This is a genomic window from Pontibacter aquaedesilientis, assembly GCF_014773225.1.
Taxonomy (GTDB): domain Bacteria; phylum Bacteroidota; class Bacteroidia; order Cytophagales; family Hymenobacteraceae; genus Pontibacter; species Pontibacter aquaedesilientis.
Genome location: NZ_JACXAJ010000001.1, coordinates 581,446 through 599,106, shown reverse-complemented (window position 1 = coordinate 599,106; position 17,661 = coordinate 581,446). Strand labels below are relative to the sequence as shown.

Genomic DNA, 17,661 nt, shown 5'->3' with positions numbered 1-17,661 from the left:
GGGGCCGGCCAATGATTTTGACCGGCCCCGCTGCTTGTCGGGTGTTTCTAGAACTTTGCTATAAACCGTAAGTTCAGGCGCCGTCCGGTCAGAAAGTTAGGTATAGCATAGGTGAGTCCATTGACATCACTCACGTAGTTATAAGATATTCTGTTTTTGGCATCGATAATGTTCAACACCTCTAATCCGATCCATAAACTTTCGAGCGACACTTTGTTTCTGGCCGTTATTTCGTCTCCCATGGCAATCAGCTTCGAAAAACCGATATCAACCCGCTTGTAGGACTTTCCAGAAAATGAGTTCCGAAATTCCGGTCTGCCCGGAGGTCCGAACGGCAGTCCACTGCCATAGACCATGTTGAGGTACATGCGGATGGTGGGGTTGTCAGGTAAATGGTCCTGAAAGTAAACGCCCAGGTTGAGGAGTTGGTCTGTGGGACGACTCATGTAGCCACGAGGCGTTTTGCCCAAAATCTCACCGGATTCATTGTATACCAATGTGGAGTCGCCTAGCAGATCTTCTTTGGTCGTGAGCAAGCCCAGGCTTAGCCAGGACTCCGCTCCTTTTATAAACTCACCGTTTACCCGCACATCAAATCCGGCGGCATAAGCCTTGGCATTGTTTTGCGCATAATAGCGAAGCCGCACATTGTCCAGGTCATAGGGGATCACGTTGGTCATGTGCTTATAATAGACCTCCGTGGTCAGCTTGAAATCCCGGTCCCAGGCATTGAACAGGTAGTCGCTACCTATCACAGCATGCACAGAACGCTGGGCCTTCAGCTTCGGATTGAGTTCGCCCTGAACATTGCGTAGCTCCCTGTAAAAGGGCGGCTGGTAATAAAGTCCGAGGGCAGCTTTAAAAGACAGGTTTGGATTTTGACGCGTGATAAAAGAATACTGCACACGCGGTGTTATGGTCAGTTCATTGTTATAGTCCCAGTAACTGGCTCGCAGTCCGTAGGTGATCGTCTTTAACGAATCCAGTTCATAGGTGTGCTGGAGGTAGGTATTGTAGCGCTGCGAATTCAGGTTAAGCTCAGAATTGATAAAATAAGCAGGTCGCACAAAATCGGAGGAGTCCACGAAGCCATATTCATACAAACGGTCTTTGATCTGCTCCAAACTAACCTTGGCTCCGGCCAACACGGTACTGCGGGAGCTTAGTTGCCAGGTGTTGCGTGACTCTACTGCCAGCACCAGGGCTTTCAGCGCATTACGGGCATGGTCGAACTGACTGCCAAGTCCCCTTTCGCGCAAACACTCTCCCATGTCATTGCGACCAAGCGTGTTCACGTCGCACAACCTGTAAGCGGCTTCAATATCCCGGAATTCACGCTCCAGGGAGCGTACCCCTGATAAGATAAACTCTGTGAGCAGTTGATCCGATACACGGTGCGAGAGATTTGCCCCGACCTGGTAGGTATCGTATTCCATGTTTTCCTGCCCCTCGTAGCCTACCAACAACCGCAAAGGTGCCTGACGGGTGCCGAATGTTGTGCTACGGGTCTCAGGCTTCACCATGAAATTGTTACGGGCATAGCTTCCCAGTATACCTAAGGTCGTTTGCTCAGGCTCATTACCCAGGTCGAAGCTGATATAAGCTTGCCCATCGCTGAAGTTGGGCCGGTACTGACCATCCACTTGCAACCCCTGTAGCATGTACTGTGCATTTTTGTGACGCAACCCCAGCAGGTATGATACTTTTTTGTTTTTAGAGGTTTCCTCCAGGTGAAGAGAACCTCCTGTGAGGCTACCGGTGACGGAGCCGGCAAATGAAGTGGGACGCTTATACTGAATGTTGAGAACGGAAGAGAGTTTGTCACCATATTTGGGTTGCCAGCCGCCAGACGAGAACTCCACACTGCTCACTAAGTCGGGGTTGACAAAGCTGAGCCCCTCCTGCTGTGCCGCTGTGATCAGAAAAGGACGGTAAATCTCAATACCATTCACGTACACCAGGTTTTCGTCGTAGTTGCCGCCGCGCACAGCGTAAGTAGACGAAAGTTCGTTGTTGCTCGTAACGCCTGGAAGCGTGGCCAGGATCATATTAAAATCACCGAAGGCAGAAGGCAACGTTTTGGTCAGAGTTGGGTCAAGGCGGGTAACGCTTACCTGCTCACGGGTGTCGTTTTCGTTTTTGCCGCGCACATTCACCTGCCGCAACTGTTGTGGATCAGTCTCCAACACAAAGTCAACACGCAATTCCTGGCCGGTCTGAAGACGTATGCTTTTCTCCTGTACCTTGAAGCCCAGGTAGCGTACCACCAATACCAGCTCTTCGTTGGCCGGAAGCTGCAGTCTATACCTGCCCTGGGCGTCTGTCTGTACACCTAAGGGACTGCCCTGCACCCCAACCGTTGCCATTTCAAGTGGCTGGCGGCTGTTGTCCAGCACCGTGCCCGCCACTAGGCCTTGTTGCGCTAAAACACCTGATGGCAGCAATGCAAGCAGCCACACCGTTAGATATTTTAGCATAAGATCAATGTTATATTAGGCTTGGTTCTTCAAATTAGCAATGGTCTGGAGCGGATCAGTCGAGTTGAACACAAAACTTCCGGCCACCAACGCGTCGGCACCTTTCTCTAAAAGTAAAGGCGCATTTTGCTGATTCACGCCGCCATCAATCTCGATTAATGCCTGCGAGTTGCGGGAAATGATCAGATTCTTGAGGGCCTCAATTTTGCGATAGGTATTCTCGATAAACTTCTGTCCGCCAAAGCCTGGGTTAACCGACATGATACACACCAGATCTACGTCTGCGATCACATCGTCGAGCAATTGCACGGAAGTATGGGGATTGAGGGCTATACCTGCTTTGGCACCAGTCGCTTTAATTTGTTGGATGGTACGGTGCAGGTGGTTGCAAGCTTCGTAATGCACCGTAATGATTTCAGCACCTGCCTCCCGGAACTGCTCGATATACAACTCCGGCTCCACGATCATCAGGTGCACATCAAGCGGCTTTTTGGCATGGCGCTGAATGGCCTGCAGTACAGGAAAACCGAAAGAAATGTTGGGCACAAAACGACCGTCCATGATGTCGATGTGTAGCCAGTCAGCCTGGCTTGCATTAAGCATTTCTACTTCTGATTGCAAATTGGCAAAATCGGAGGCAAGTACTGAAGGGGCAATAATTGGTTTCATGAAACAAATATAGAGATTAAGATAGAATATGGCGCAGCAATTTGCTCATGCTGATCATAGTTTGATGAATCGTAGCGTTACGTTTTGGCTGTCTGAACTAATCTGGCACAGGTATACACCTCTTTTTAATCGGCCAGGCTTCAAACTAAGGGTATGCGTTTTTTGGTGAGCAGGCAGGCCTTGCTTTAGCAGCAGTTTGCCGGTCGTATCATAGACATGCGCCACGGCGCTTTCCTTTTGCCAGCTCTCCCCCATGGTGATAACCAGCTCCCGGTCCGTCATCGGATTGGTGATGGTAATGCCATCCTGGAAGTGCTTGGGTATAGAAGTAACATTCCGCGCATAGCTTGGCACACCGTACCCGATCGTAAAATTGGGATTGGCCGCATGACTACCCAGTTGCCTGACACGTTCAAGCAACTGCATATTGGTCAGGTCAGCGTTTGCCTGCCATAAACAGGCCACCATACCTGCCATGATCGGGCCTGAAAAAGAAGTCCCGCTGGATCGTGACAAGCGCCCTGATGACGACACAACGTATACCTGCTGTCCCATTGCTACAACGTCCGGTTTGACACGCTTATCGGCCGTAGGGCCATAAGAACTGAAACTGGCATGGTTTGCAAGCGAATCGACGGCTCCTACCGTCAAAACAGAGTCAGCATCAGCTGGAGCTGAAATATATCGCCAGGGCTTGTTTCCTTCGTTGCCGGCACTTACCACCACCAGCATACCGGTGGCAGCGGCATAGTCGGCGGCGCGCGTCACAATGGTGGTGTTTCCGTTAAGATCCGGATAGGTATAGCTGGTTGATGGCGGATCAAAAGCGGTATAGCCCAGCGAAGAGTTGATAATGTCGGCACCGGCACTGTCAGCATACTCGGCAGCCAGCAGCCAGTTCACTTCTTCTATGTTATGCTCGGTAGCAGCATCCTCTGTCCCGAAAAGAAGGTAATCAGCTTTGTATGCGGTACCGATCATTAAGCCTGGTTCATAGGCAGCCATTGTGGACAGCACCGCTGTTCCGTGTGCATTGTTGGCATACACCTGCGGGGATTTCTTCACAAAGTCGAAAGTAGCCTTAACCTGACCGTTTTGAAAAAGGTGGGCAAAAGCGGAAACAGAATTAACGCCCGGGAAGCCGGCATCAAAAACAGCAATAGCCATTCCTTCGCCCCGAAACCCTTCGTCGTGGAGGGCAGGCACTCCCAACATGTTGGCCTGGTGAAAGGCAGATCCATAAAGCTTGGCTTCCACATAAGTAGATGCCAGCGTCATGCTGTCAATAGAGAGTGTACCGCTTTTTCCAGCAGGATTAGCTAACCTGTTAAGTGATCGGGAAGATCGCACAAAAGGCAGCGTTTGCAGCTCGGCGAGTTTTTCAGTAGAGCACTGCACGACGGCAGCATTAAACCAACGGGAGGTATAGAGTAGCGTTACCCCCGTCTTTTTGAGGTCGGCTACATAAGCGGGGTTAACAGGAAAGTCGCGTGGCGTAACCGGAATGTGCTGCCTGCTGCGGCGTGCTAAAGCCTTGGGAGAAAGGTACTGCTCCGGAGAATTAATGGAATAAGGAGATTGGGCTTTATCGGTGAAGTAAACCAAGTGCTTCTGCTCCTCTGTGCTGCTGCCGGCCTGCCCTTTCGCAACAGGTATAATCAGCAGAAAACATATGGAGAAGAGCAAAAACCGCATGATCTTAAAGTTTACCGTGTTCTACGAGGACTTCGTGGCGTTCGTGACCGGACTGCTTGAAGTTTTCATCATCAACCGGGCAATCCTTGATTTCTGAACCTGCACAATACACGGCTCTGTTAAAAAGACGGTACACAAGGCCTATACCTTCGGCATACACTTCTTTGCGATTATCCAGCTGCACGTTGTCAAAGGGAGTACCCTGCGTAACTGTTACTGTTTTTGCGAAAGACTGCCCATCTATTTCAAAAGTTTCCCCTACTTCACCGTAGGTATAGGATTCTTTACCGTTATTGACAACACGACTATTGAAGGCATCTCCCTCCCATTTCAATCCTGCCTTCACCGGGAAAACAAGCTTCACGTATTTTGTGTTGTCTTTTGTCAGGAGTACTTTAGAAGTCGACTTGATGACTGTCATAACCGAGTCATCTACCCAGGGCCTGTTACTATTCGCCCTTACAGATCGCACTATTTTATGGACAAGCTGATTGGTCTGGTCATAGAAGCTGGTGTCTACGCGCTCACGCAACTGAAACCGGTTTATCTCGCTTACATTGCGTGTAATTTTGATATCCGTTACATCGTATATCCGGTAGTTCCCTACCTCCAACGGATAATAGTCGAAGCCCATTGCAGTTGGGTCTGGGTCTTTATACTTGTTCTCGCAAGCAGCCAAGAAGCCTGCCAGCACGACCAAAAGCAACAGCACTTTTCTCATTATTGCAGCACGTTCAGGTTATAATCTGAATTATAGTTTGACTCGATCCAGCCACCACCCACTACGTCGTTGCCTTCGTAGAAAACTGCTGCCTGACCTGGGGCTATCGCATGAACACCACTCAGGAAATGAACTTTCATTTTGTCACCCTCCTGCTCCACAATGGCCTCGGTGCCCGCATCATTGTAGCGTACCTTCGTGATGGTAGGTATAGGCTGACCAATCAGATTCTCATATTTCACCATGTTGAGCTTTCCTACGGTCATGGCGTTTTTGGCCAAATCTTCGTAGTTGCCCAACACTACACGGTTGCTGTCTTTCTCGATGCGGGTCACATAAGCCGGGAAACCGAGTGCTATACCTAAGCCCTTGCGTTGGCCAATGGTATAAAACGGATAGCCTTCATGATTTCCAACCACAGTTCCGTCTTCGAGCACAAACTCTCCGCCCGCTACCTGCTCCTCCAAACCTTCTACCCTGCGCTTCAGGAAGCCACGGTAATCGTTGTCCGGAATAAAGCAGATTTCATAAGACTCCGGCTTATTCACCAGTTCGGTAAAGCCACGGTCTAATGCCATCTGGCGAATCTCCGTTTTGCGCAAACTTCCCAACGGGAAAATCGTGCGGCTGAGGCTTTCCTGTGAAATACCCCAAAGTGCATACGACTGGTCTTTGTTTTCATCCAGGCCTTTGGAGATCACATACCGGCCGTTTTCTTCCCGGATGTTGGCATAGTGACCCGTGGCAATAAAATCACAACCCAACTGGTCGGCGCGACGAAGCAAGGCGTCCCACTTAATATGGGTATTGCACAGCACACAGGGGTTAGGCGTGCGTCCGGCTATGTACTCATCCGTAAAGTGGTTGATCACAAAGTCACCGAACTCTTCGCGTATGTCTATAATGTAATGCGGGAAGCCGAGCTGTACGGCAATGTTTCGGGCGTCGTTAATCGAATCAAGGCTGCAGCAACCAGTTTCTTTCTTGCTGGCGCCACTGGATGCATAGTCCCATGTTTTCATGGTCATGCCCACCACTTCGTATCCCTGCTCATGCAGCATAACGGCTGCCACCGAACTGTCGATGCCGCCGCTCATGGCTACTAAAACCCTTCCTAACTTACTCATCTATTTTGTAAAATGAAATGCGATTCTCTATAAATTTACTACAAAGATAGTAACATCGTACCACTAATAAAGATTCAGCGACCCAAATATTGAGGCGTTCAGGTATAGCCATACTACAAGCTATTGGTCGTGCGTTTAAAAAAAAGCTTAAAAAATATGGCATCGTACCCATTTTGGGGCTTACTTTGGAAATCAAAACAACAAATCGAACCGCTGGGTTTTATTTAAACATAGATCGCTATGGGCTTACGTACCTCCGTGATAGTAAACGGGATAAACAATTTGAGTGACGCACGCTACTGTGCAGGCATGGGTGTTGACATTATCAGCTTTAACCTGAAGCTGGACGACAAGGAGCGTATGCCCGCCGACACCTTGAAAGAAATCGTTGGCTGGGTGTCGGGCGTGAAGCTGGCCGGTGAGTTTGAACGCGCCAAACCCGATATCATTAACCAGTATGCCGAAGACTTTGGTCTGGACTTCATCCAACTGGATACGCCATATCTGATTGATGAGATCGAAGAAATTAACAGACCGGTAATCCAGAAAGTGTTCATCAACAAAGACACGGTGGAGAGCGAGCTATTGGAGATGATGGAACTCTACAGCCCTTCGGTGGACAGTTTCCTTATCTACTCCACTGATTTCAACGACATCGACGAAACCAATATTAAATTTCTTAAAAACCTGGCGAAAAGGTTCCCGGTGTACTTGGGCTTTGGCGTTCACCGCCACAACATCAGTGATATCCTCAAAGAGATCAAACCGACAGGTATAGGCCTGCTTGGAGGTCACGAGATCAAGCCTGGCCTAAAGGATTTTGACGAATTGCAGGAGATTTTCGAGGAGATCGAGGAAAACTAGACAAGTTTAGGAGTTTGGAAGTTAGAAAGTTTAGGAGTTAGAAAGTTACCCCCCTTTTAATGAAACACCTATACTTCAGATGAAGTAAGCTTTGAGAGGCTCGTTTACTTATAAAAAAAGCAGTACGGCCCGCTACACTCAGGTATAGCGGGCCGTACTGCTTTTGCTAGGTATAAACGGAATTTCGCAGCTATACCTTGAATTGTAGGTATTTGATGGTGATGCCCTCTTCGAGATAGCGTTTCTCATACGTGGTAAATATCCCCATAGTGTGCTCCTGCAAATCTGACTGATAAAGATCAGCAGTTGAGAGTAGTTCCTTTGGCTGTCGTTCTTGCAACACCTCCAGGGTATACTCAAACAACATTTGGTTATCTGTTTTGAGATGCACGATCCCTCCTGGCTTCAGTATCTTAGCGTATAAGTCCAGAAAGCGCGGTGAGGTCAGGCGGCGCTTGATGTCACGGTCTCTGGGCCTTGGGTCTGGAAAAGTTACCCAAATCTCGTCCACTTCGCCTTCGGCAAAGTTGTCTTCCAGGTTCTCAATAAAAGTGCGCAGGAAACCTACATTGTGCAAATCCTCTTCCTGGGCCATGGTGCTTCCTTTCCAGATGCGGGCCCCCTTGATATCAAGGCCAATGTAATTCTTATCTGGAAACAGACGTGCCATACCTACGGTATATTCGCCGCGCCCACAGCCAATTTCCAACACAAGTGGATTGCCGTTCTCAAAAAACTCCTGTCGCCACTTCCCTTTTAACTGGCCGTATAGCTCATCTCCGGGTTCAACTACATTCTCACGCTCAGCTATAGCGGCAAACTTTTCTAATTTAGATCTTCCCATTATTTATAATTCGTCAATCTCTGCGACCACAAAGGTACTACCTCCAATAAAAATAACCTCATCTGCCGCCGCATTTCCCCTTGCAGCCTCAATTGCTTCTGCTACAGTGGCGTATGCCTCACCCATTAGACCGACAGATGTCGCTTTTTCGAGAAGTTCAGCAACAGGCAAAGCCCTCGGAATCTGTGCCTGACAGAAATAATAGCGGTACTGCTTTGGCAACAGACGCAAAATGGTGGTCACATCTTTATCATTCACAGCTCCGAAAACCATATGTACCTGCTTGGGATCCAAGGCTTCTAACTGTGAAATAATCTGTTTAATTCCATCCACGTTATGGCCAGTGTCACATATTGTTAAAGGATTTTCGCTTATTACTTGCCAACGGCCTTTCAAGCCCGTCAGCGTTTTAGCGTGGGCTATACCTTCTCTGATGGCTTCTTCAGGTATAGCATAGCCACGCTCCTGTAACAAGAGCAACGTTTGTAAAACGCCCGGTAGGTTATACTGCTGATACACGCCCGCTAAGTCCGTTTCCAAAGAATCGAGCCACAATATCCCATCTTTATAGGCATCGAAAACTTGCTTCTGGAGAGTTCTATCCAGCAAATTGACCTGTATATGGTCTGTTGCAAAGTAGATCGAAGATTCCTCCATGGCCGCCTTCTGCTCAAAAACGTGCACTATTTCGGGCTGTTTCGTACTGACCACCACGGGAGTATGCGATTTGATTATACCTGCCTTTTCGCCTGCAATCTGTTCCAGGGTATCTCCTAATAGGTTCTGATGGTCATACCCGATGTTTGTGATCAGGGATACTTCTGGCTGAATAATATTGGTGGAGTCAAGCCTACCACCCAGGCCAACTTCTATCACGGCAACATCTACCTGCTCATCGGCAAAATACTTGAAAGCGAGAGCCACCGTCATCTCAAAGAAAGAGGGCTGTACCTGCTCAAACAGCTGTTTGTTGTCTTCAACAAATTGAATGAGGTAATTCTGCGGTAGTTCAGCGCCGTTGATGCGCACACGTTCTGTAAAGGACTTGAGGTGCGGTGAGGTATAAAGCCCGGTTTTGTAACCGGCTCGCTGTAGCACGGCGGCTATCATGTGCGAACTGCTTCCTTTGCCGTTTGTGCCGGCTACATGCACCGTTTTGAACCTGTGATGCGGCTGCCCCAACGCATCGCTCAAGGCGATAATGTTGTCTAGGCTCTTCTTAAAAGCAAGATTGCCGATGCGTTGAAACATCGGCAATTGCTGGTATAAATAATCAAGGCACTCCTGATAGGTCATGAAACCAAAATAATTAGCGTGATCTGATCACAAATGTTACTGTACCGGTGGCCCCGGTCGAGCTTCTGCCACCACCCGTTCTGCTAAAGGTCGTTCTCTGCAATTGGTCCCGGTACCATTTCTCTACATGAGGTGATACGGTACTCTCCAGACGCTCCACCGCAATCAGGTTACCATCGGCATCAATCCGGATCCGGAACTTCACAAAGCCGGTCTCATTGTCATAAGGGTCGCGCTTCGGCGATACGTCATAGCGCCAGCCAGCCATATCCAGGCCGTCTCCGCCACCGCCGCCACCGGGCTTACCCATCATGGCTTTGGCATCCAAAGAACCTGCCGGATCGCCTTTGTCGCCTACTTTGTTTGCGTCGTTGCCGTTGTTATTTCCGGTTGCCTCGTTGGAAGTTCCACTTTTGCCTGTGCCTGTGCTCTCGGTTGGTTTGCCAGGGTATAGCGAGCGCGGCTTCTCAGGTTCCGGCTTTTTTACTTCCTCCTTGGGTTGCTCCACAGGCTTTTTCACTTCCTCCTTAGGTTGCGGCTTTGGCTGAGGTTTCACCTCTTCCTTCACCGTGACAGGAGCATCAGCTGTTGTAGTAACTACTTTAGGCGTCTCTACCGGGGTGGGCGGTGTGGCAGCCGCCACTGGCTTAGGCTCAGGCTGCGGATCGGGCTGTGTCGGCGCAGGCTTACTGTCCTGCACGTTCTTCGATTCGTTGGGAGTAGCTTTCGACTGCACATCACCGCTCCCTACGGCATCCATGCCAAAGTTCAGCTCTATACCCAACTCCTCCTCCGGATTGCCCGGGGCTCCATTCCATGCCAGCAGGTAGAATAGAAGCAACAAGATGATCGCATGCAGGGTAATGCTGATACCCGCCGCAATTTTCTTGTTTTTCTCTTCTTCCTTTGTTAGTGCTATCTCCATTTCCGTTCTTTATTTCTCAGCCGGCACAGTGGCCAACGTGACTTTAGCATTCAGGCTTGAAGCAATGCTGGCAACATTTACCAGGTACTCCACCGGAACACTCTTGTCAACATGCAATACCACCACTCCTTCTTCAGTCCCTTGCAAAAGTGCTGCCAACTGTGGCTCCAGGTCAGTCAAGGATATCTCTTTCTCATTCAAGTAATACTTTAAGTCAGGTGTAATGGTCACGCTGATCTTTTGCATCACGATGTTGGATGACTTGCTAGTAGGTAAGCTCACCGGCAAACCGGTAGGCGTTACAAAGCTGGAGGTGAGCATGAAAAATATAAGCAACAGGAAGATGATGTCGGTCATAGACGACATGCTGAACTCGGGGTTGATCCTGTTTTTTGAGCGTAAGTTCATGCTTAAAGTTGTGGTTCTTGTAACAGATCAATAAACTCGATGGAGGAGTATTCCATGGCATGTACGATGTTGTCGATCTTCGATACCAGGTAGTTATACCCTACATAGGCTGGCAGACCAATCATCAGACCTGTAGCCGTTGTTACCATGGCCTGGTAAATACCGGCAGAAAGCAATTGTGGGCTAACTGATCCCTCTGCCTGCGCAATCGCGATAAAGGCCTGGATCATACCCGTTACAGTTCCAAGGAAACCCAGCATAGGCGCAGCACCTGCAATTGTTGCTAGAGCAGCCAGATTGCGTTCCAGCTTGCTGATCTCGATCTTACCTACGTTCTCGATGGAAGTCTCAATGTTTTTTAGCGGGTTACCAATACGGCTTACTCCCTTGCCCAGCATTCTGGATACCGGTGTGTTGGTCTGGGCGCACAGCATACGGGCACCGTTGATATCTCCTGCCAGTACCATACTTTTAATGCGGTCGCTGAAACCATCCGGGTTTTTGGCTGCTTTCTTCAAGGTCAGATAACGCTCAAAGAAAATGTAAACAGCAGCCAGTGATAATAGCGCCAAAGGAATCATAGCCCAGCCGCCTGCCATGGCAAGGTCAAGCAAAGAAACAGAGCTATCGGCCGCTTCAGCACCCTCAGCAAGAGCAACAGTCGTGTCAGCTGGGGTAGTTGTAATTTGTAAGAAAAGAGATGTCATGTTAATTATTATAAACCCAAATTGTTTCTCCGAATGATTGTCTGTAGGTATCCATAGCGGCCTGCGCCTCTTCTGCCGTTGCAAAATCAGCAACAGCTACCTTGAACAGTCTGTTGCCGCGTCCTGGTTCCAGCACTTTGGCCTCGTGCCCCTTCTCAGCTATTTCCTGTCGGCTGAATTCCGCATTGTGCATGCGGGCGTACCCTCCTGTAATGATGTAAAAGCGTCCATCCTTACCACTTATCGTCGTGCTAGGCTGCTCAACTTCCACGGCAGCACCTTGCTCATCAGCTTTAGCTATAACGCTTTCATCTGCTGCATATTGAGTCGCCTCTATTGAAGTTTCTGTCAAGCCTGAGCCTTCCGCAAGGCTAACTGCGTTGTCCTCCATTTCCAAACTCTCCTCTGCTGAAGCAAATTGATCTGCTGGCATTTGAGTAGTCACAGATGCAGATGCGTTTTCCTCGGCGGCCTGGCGCTCCGCACCAAACAAAGAGGTTGGACTCAAACTACTGATGGTATAGTCTGTCTGCAATGAAAGCATGTACAAACCTGCTCCTACCAATCCAGTTAGGGCCAGTCCGGCTGCAACATTATAAGCACGTCTCAGACGGCTACGCAATGGCTGTTTCACAGGTGCAGGTTCAGCCTTGCGCTCTTTGAGCAGTGTGCGCAGCACAGCAGGCTCTTCGGCGCGAATCGGTCTTGCCACAATCTCAGGCAATCCGAAGCTGGATTCAAGCAGGTTTTCAGACTCTTTGTATTCGAACTCTAACCGGCGTTCCGCATTGTATCGGAAAACACCAATGTCAGCCAGTTCAAATCGGTTTTCGCCATTTAAACGCGTGCGCGCACTGTGCACAAACGCCACCACCATTTGCTTTGCCTCCTCTTTGGAAATATTGTTGGCATAAGCGATCGTGCTGATGAGCAGCCCATCGTTCAAAACCAGCTTTTCGTTGAAAGCGATCTTTTTGGATGGCGGCACCAGCATGTGTTTCACCGGATTGATACTGGCCGGAACGTACCGCGTGATCAGTCCCCCAAATTCGGGAATGATCACACAGTCGTGATTAAAGAGCAGGTTCTTGATGTGCTTCTCTACCATAGGCACTTAGAATGAATAAGAGACTCCCCCTATCAGATTTATACTTTTGTTCGGGTAATTTACAAACCTTTCATACTTCTGACCAAACAAATTGTTTACCATCAGGAAAGTCGTGAACCTGTTGGAGAATCTGTAGTCTGCCTTCAGGTTCAGATCCATGATCGTATCTGTCTCCTTTAGCTCAGAAGTACCGTCCGGACGGTTAATGCGCCCGAAAGAACTCCCAATATAGTAAAGTTCTGAATTAAACAGAATCTTATCGTAGAAGTTGTAGGTGGCAAAAACACTCGCCATCAGCTCCGGGCGGTGAAATGCCTGCTCTAAGCTGGCTGTGCTATACTTGTTATAATCAGCCTTTAAACCTATGCGAACCTCGTCAGAATAATTAAACACGGCCTCTGCATAAACATTAAAAACATTTGTCACGCCATCATCATACACCAGGTCAAACTTGGTAGAGTCACTGGCGGAGTTGTTATAGAAGTACATGTTGCGGAAATTCTGGTAGGCAACACGTCCTGTCAGGTGCACATAATTGGCAATATTGGCCTGCATGCCGCCATATACTTCCAATCCTTTGTTCTGGTCAGCTACCCGCACGTTCGGAGCCAGGAAAGGATTCTCTTCTGTTAAGGTATATAAAGTAACCCTTTGCAAATCACCCCCTATACCTGCGTAAATCAATAGGTTATCTTTTATCGGCTCCAATCCTACACGTACCGTAGGGTAGACATTGAACTTACGGGCATCGTTTACAGTGTCGCCCGTGTGCGCGATGTTAGCGCCAACGGAGATGCGCAGCGCATTCAGCTGACGCTCATACTGGGGATGAATTTTGAACAAGCTGCGGCTAACCGAAGCAGAGTCTTTGTGCGACACCAGGGACAGATCAGCATCCACCTTAATGCCCGAAACATCGTCAATGCCATACTCACTGTTCAGCTTGAAAGCAATGTTCGTTTCACGCATGTCGTACCGGTCGTTGAGGTAATTCACGTTCATGCCGGCTTTATACAGGAAAGGAGCCCCTGAGGTGTGGTTGTGCATGTAGCCTTCGGCATTTACACGGTTAAACACCTGGCTGATGGTGTCTTTGTCGACTGGTAATTCCCTAACCGGATTATACCCGTAGAAATGATACTTGTCGCGTCCATACCCCAGCTTCCCGCCAATGGTTAGGCCCTGCATATAGGCTTCCCCGTTCAGGTTGATGGCAGAGTTGGTAACGGCAGAGTTGCCCTTGTCCACGGGACCTCTGGCCGATGTTATATGGCTGACGTCTGCACCATAGGAAGCCACATTACTACGCTTGTTATGGAAATATCCTTTCAGGTATAGCGTAGCATAGTTCCCGAGTCCGGCTTTCAGGTAGTTGCCATAGAGCTTGGTGAGTTCATCCTGCTTGATGGTGAGCACCTTCATTTGCAAATCAACGCTCTGGTCAGCCAGCCGGTAGTCGCTAAAGCGGTAACGCACGTTACGGTCGCCGGGCTCAGGCGGTGCCACGGCAAATTTCTGATAGTTTCGGGAAGCTCGCGGCAGTTCAATCTTGCGGTCCTTTTCTACCACCACTTCCGCGTCCTGCAGCTTAGCGCCCTCGCCCCAGCCTGTGGTTTGAGCGGCTGCGTTATTCATAAAGCTATACCCTACACAAAGTACGATTGCGAGCGAGGCTTTCTTAAATTTATTCTTCATGATGATGTTTCTCTTCAGCGTAATCAGTTGAATTACTTTCTTCCTGCTCCCTTCAGGGTGTCTGCCGGGTTACTGTTCTCACCGCCCATAGCGGCCAGTTTCTGCTTCGCCTCTGCCACAATCTCAGCCTCCGGGGAGTTTTCGATGATGGAGTTGAGCGTGGCACGCGCCTGGAACATTTCGTTCTGGGCCGCATAGTTATCGGCAATTACCAGGAAGGACTTACCCAACCAGTAGTCGTAGCTTGAGAATTTGTTGTTGAACTCGTAAGCTGCGTCTACAGACTCTTTGTATTTCTTCTGCTTGAACAGGATCTCAGCCACCAGGTACTGCGCTTCTGCACCGTTTTCGTCAGCCGCAGCCGCCGATGCCTCGCGTAACTCCTTCAAGGCCTGCTCCATGTTTCCTTCGGCATAAGTGGACTTCGCCTTATACAACAGGGCTGTGTTATAAGCATGCAAGGCGGCATTGCCCTGGCTGATCAATTCGTTGGCGATGCGCTTGGAAGAGGTATGATCATTGGTCAGGAAGTGGCTCTTCATCAAGCCTATGAGGGCAGTCTGCTGCTCACGGCGGTTGCTGGCCAGATCACGCAGACGGCTGTAATACTTGATGGCTTCCTTGTAGTTCTTCTGATCAAATTCCACATCGGCCACTTTCTGGATGGCACGGTTCACATAATCCGTTTTATTTTCGGCTACCACTTCTTTCATCCGCTCCAAACCAACTTTCAGGTTATTCACCCGCAGGTATGAGTCAGCCAGGAAATAACGGGCATCGCTCGCAAACGGACTCTTGGTATAAGTCTTCAGGTATGACTCCAGTTTCGCAATGGCCTGCTCGTATTTCTCGTTGAAGTACAATGTTTTAGACGCTTCGAACTCAATGCTTTCCAGCGCATTGCTTTCTGGATTGGCAGCCTTGAACTTGGCGGCATAGGCGTCAAACTCGTCGCTGCGGTTTTGAGTCGCCAACACTTCCTGCAAGCTGTAGAGCGAACCGCTGGCAGAGCGTGAGTTCGGGAATTCGTCCAGCACACGCTTGTAATCCTGTGCTGCCTCGGCATGCTTGCCCAGGTTGGCATAGGCTATACCTCGTTTCTCCAACGCGTTAGGCACCAGCTTGCTTTGCGGTTTGTTCTGTATCAGACTGGTGAAGCCAGCCACTGCCGGCTGGTAGTTGCCCGATTCAAAATCGATCAGGGCTCGCTGGTATAGGGCCGCCTCGGCGTAGCGGGAACTTGGGTACTGGCTAACAACCGTTTGAAGATTTTGCTTCGCTCCTTCTTTGTTGCCGCTCAGGCTTTGCACCAGACCTTTCTGGAAATAAACGTAGTCTTTGTCAGCTGAATTGGAAGCGAGTACTTTGTCGTAAACTCCCAATGCCTGGCTATACTGCTTGTTCACATAATGCAGGTCCGCCAGTCGGATCATGGCATCGTAGTGGTTCGGGTCTTTGGGAGTGGTGCCATCCACGTAGGCTTTGAAATGTGGCATGGCCTTGTCATACTCCTTGCTGTTGTAGTAAGCATAGCCTATACCGTAGCGCGACTTCATGTAATACTCAGACTTGCTGGCCTCGCTGTTCCGGAAAACGGCCGCATAACTATTGATGGCATCCACATAACGCTGCCCCATGGAGTAAGCCTCTCCTTTCACGAAGTGGCTTGCCGCCGTGATCTCTTTATCATAGGGGTACTGCAAAGACTTATCGAGCATGGATACCGCTGTCGGGAATTTACCCTCATTGAACAGGTTTACGCCATGGTGATAGGTCACGCGCTGGTAAGTCTGCAGGATGCGGTAGCTCTTGGTAGGCATACTCTCTATATGGCGTATGGCTTCCGGGTAATTGTTGGAGTTGAAATAGGCTTCGCTCAGCAGGTTATCTGCCTCAGCACTCAGCTCTGAATTCGGGAAATCCTTGTTGAATGTCTGCAGCGAGTTCAGTACTTCACGGAAATTGCCCAGTTCGTAACTCACCTGTGCATATTTGAGGGTAGCACCTTCTGTGATTTGCTTATCGTGATCGCTTTTGCGGGCCTGGTCAAAAGCCGTTAACGCAAACTGCTTGTTGTCTTCGCGCAGGTAACTTAACCCAAGGTAGTAGGCTGCATTCTGTCCCAACGCGTCTTTTTTCAACGCCACTTCTTTAAAGTTGGCGATCGCGTTTTTGTAGTTTCCGTTCTTGTAATCCGTGTAGGCGATTTTATACTGTACCACGGGCTCTAGTTTGCGCTTGCCCTGTGCATACTGGCTGAAATATTTTTCCGCTGCCTTGTAATCACCGCGCTGATAGTAGGCATCCCCCACAAGCAGGGCAATTTCGTCACTCTGCTGTACCTGCGGCTTTTTGGCAAGGGCCGCTTCACCATAGCGTATCACCTCAAACACATCCTGCTCCTTATAGAGGATTTCAGTGATCATATAAGGTACGATCTGAGCATAAGCCTCGTTCTTCTCAGCGATCAGCAGGTCGGCCTTGGCAGAGGCGTAGTCCCCTTCGCGGTAAGCAATGTAGCCGGCATAGTAGTTGGAGGCGAAAGCAAAGCGATGCTCCTCCTCCCGGAAACCAGTTGTTTTATTCTTATCAAACCAGATTTTGGCGTTCTTGAAGTCTTTATTGGCAAAATAGGAATAGCCCAGCTTGAACTCCAACTCTTTCTGCTGCTTGATGCTCAGCAGGTGTATTGGCGCCTTCTCCAACAATTCCACCGCCTTTTTATAGTCCTTGTTCTCAAAATAGAACAGGCCCAGTTCGTAGTTAGCCAGCGTCGTTTTGGGGTGGGCAGGGAACTTGCGTGCAAAGTTGAGAATCAGCTGCTCGGCATCCGGGTGCAATAGGTATAAGCCGCTCAGGGCATAGTAATACTGGGCGTCGGCTGTCTTGGCATCATCCCCGATCAGGTTGATATACTTACGAAAGGCTTCCTGCGCCGCACCATACTTGGCACGGTCGAACAGCTCCACTCCTTCGTGGTAATACTTATCCTTTGCGGTAAAAACCTGCGTGTGTTGCGCCGCGACCACATGGCTTCCACCAGCCAGTACAGATGCAAGCGCTACTTTATAGGCTATCTTCATATTTATCAGTTATGCCCCTACCGGAGCCAATCGTGTGTCTTA

At 49.3% G+C, this 17,661-nt stretch carries 14 protein-coding genes; 1 reads left to right on the top strand and 13 read right to left on the bottom strand.

Annotation, left to right across the window (positions count from 1 at the left end; translation table 11 throughout):
• Positions 1 to 47: 47 nt before the first annotated feature.
• Genes H9Q13_RS02605 through mnmA form a run of 5 tightly spaced genes read right to left on the bottom strand, consistent with a single transcriptional unit; the run spans position 48 to position 6,689 of the window.
• Positions 48 to 2,477 carry a TonB-dependent receptor gene (locus H9Q13_RS02605; RefSeq protein ID WP_191182185.1) on the bottom strand — a complete coding sequence of 810 codons (2,430 nt, stop codon included), beginning with the start codon at positions 2,475 to 2,477 and terminating at the stop codon, positions 48 to 50.
• A gap of 15 nt (positions 2,478 to 2,492) precedes the next feature.
• Positions 2,493 to 3,146, bottom strand: a complete 654-nt coding sequence (gene rpe, locus H9Q13_RS02600; protein WP_191182184.1) for a ribulose-phosphate 3-epimerase — start codon at positions 3,144 to 3,146, stop codon at positions 2,493 to 2,495.
• 54 nt (positions 3,147 to 3,200) lie between these two features.
• Complete coding sequence (locus H9Q13_RS02595) at positions 3,201 to 4,841, bottom strand: S8 family serine peptidase (protein WP_191182183.1); 1,641 nt, start codon at positions 4,839 to 4,841, stop codon at positions 3,201 to 3,203.
• A gap of 4 nt (positions 4,842 to 4,845) precedes the next feature.
• Positions 4,846 to 5,562: a hypothetical protein gene (locus H9Q13_RS02590; RefSeq protein WP_191182182.1), complete on the bottom strand. Its 717-nt coding sequence runs from the start codon at positions 5,560 to 5,562 to the stop codon at positions 4,846 to 4,848.
• Positions 5,562 to 6,689, bottom strand: a complete 1,128-nt coding sequence (gene mnmA, locus H9Q13_RS02585) for a tRNA 2-thiouridine(34) synthase MnmA (RefSeq protein WP_191182181.1) — start codon at positions 6,687 to 6,689, stop codon at positions 5,562 to 5,564. Before mnmA ends, H9Q13_RS02590 begins: the two co-directional genes overlap by 1 nt.
• Before the next feature lie 240 nt (positions 6,690 to 6,929).
• Here mnmA and trpF point away from each other — a divergent pair, with 240 nt between their 5' ends.
• The gene (trpF, locus tag H9Q13_RS02580) at positions 6,930 to 7,553 is read left to right on the top strand and encodes a phosphoribosylanthranilate isomerase (protein ID WP_191182180.1); all 624 of its coding nucleotides are present in this window, start codon (positions 6,930 to 6,932) and stop codon (positions 7,551 to 7,553) included.
• Positions 7,554 to 7,743: 190 nt separating this feature from the next.
• Here trpF and trmB read toward each other — a convergent pair whose 3' ends face one another.
• The 8 genes from trmB to H9Q13_RS02540 are packed head-to-tail and all read right to left on the bottom strand — an operon-like array spanning position 7,744 to position 17,619.
• On the bottom strand, positions 7,744 to 8,397 hold the full coding sequence (gene trmB / locus H9Q13_RS02575) for a tRNA (guanosine(46)-N7)-methyltransferase TrmB (protein WP_191182179.1): 654 nt from the start codon (positions 8,395 to 8,397) through the stop codon (positions 7,744 to 7,746).
• A 3-nt stretch (positions 8,398 to 8,400) separates the two neighbouring features.
• Positions 8,401 to 9,648, bottom strand: coding sequence for a bifunctional folylpolyglutamate synthase/dihydrofolate synthase (locus H9Q13_RS02570; RefSeq protein ID WP_224744023.1), 1,248 nt, complete (start codon positions 9,646 to 9,648; stop codon positions 8,401 to 8,403).
• A 58-nt stretch (positions 9,649 to 9,706) separates the two neighbouring features.
• The gene (locus tag H9Q13_RS02565; protein ID WP_191182177.1) at positions 9,707 to 10,618 is read right to left on the bottom strand and encodes a hypothetical protein; all 912 of its coding nucleotides are present in this window, start codon (positions 10,616 to 10,618) and stop codon (positions 9,707 to 9,709) included.
• 9 nt (positions 10,619 to 10,627) lie between these two features.
• Positions 10,628 to 11,026: an ExbD/TolR family protein gene (locus H9Q13_RS02560; RefSeq protein WP_191182176.1), complete on the bottom strand. Its 399-nt coding sequence runs from the start codon at positions 11,024 to 11,026 to the stop codon at positions 10,628 to 10,630.
• Between the two features lie 2 nt (positions 11,027 to 11,028).
• On the bottom strand, positions 11,029 to 11,733 hold the full coding sequence (locus H9Q13_RS02555) for a MotA/TolQ/ExbB proton channel family protein (RefSeq protein WP_224744022.1): 705 nt from the start codon (positions 11,731 to 11,733) through the stop codon (positions 11,029 to 11,031).
• Between the two features lies 1 nt (position 11,734).
• Positions 11,735 to 12,841 (bottom strand): HU domain-containing protein, encoded by a 1,107-nt coding sequence (locus H9Q13_RS02550; protein WP_191182175.1) that lies wholly within the window; start codon positions 12,839 to 12,841, stop codon positions 11,735 to 11,737.
• 6 nt (positions 12,842 to 12,847) lie between these two features.
• Complete coding sequence (locus H9Q13_RS02545) at positions 12,848 to 14,536, bottom strand: TonB-dependent receptor (RefSeq protein WP_191182174.1); 1,689 nt, start codon at positions 14,534 to 14,536, stop codon at positions 12,848 to 12,850.
• Positions 14,537 to 14,568: 32 nt separating this feature from the next.
• Positions 14,569 to 17,619, bottom strand: coding sequence for a tetratricopeptide repeat protein (locus tag H9Q13_RS02540; RefSeq protein WP_191182173.1), 3,051 nt, complete (start codon positions 17,617 to 17,619; stop codon positions 14,569 to 14,571).
• Between the last annotated feature and the right edge of the window lie 42 nt (positions 17,620 to 17,661).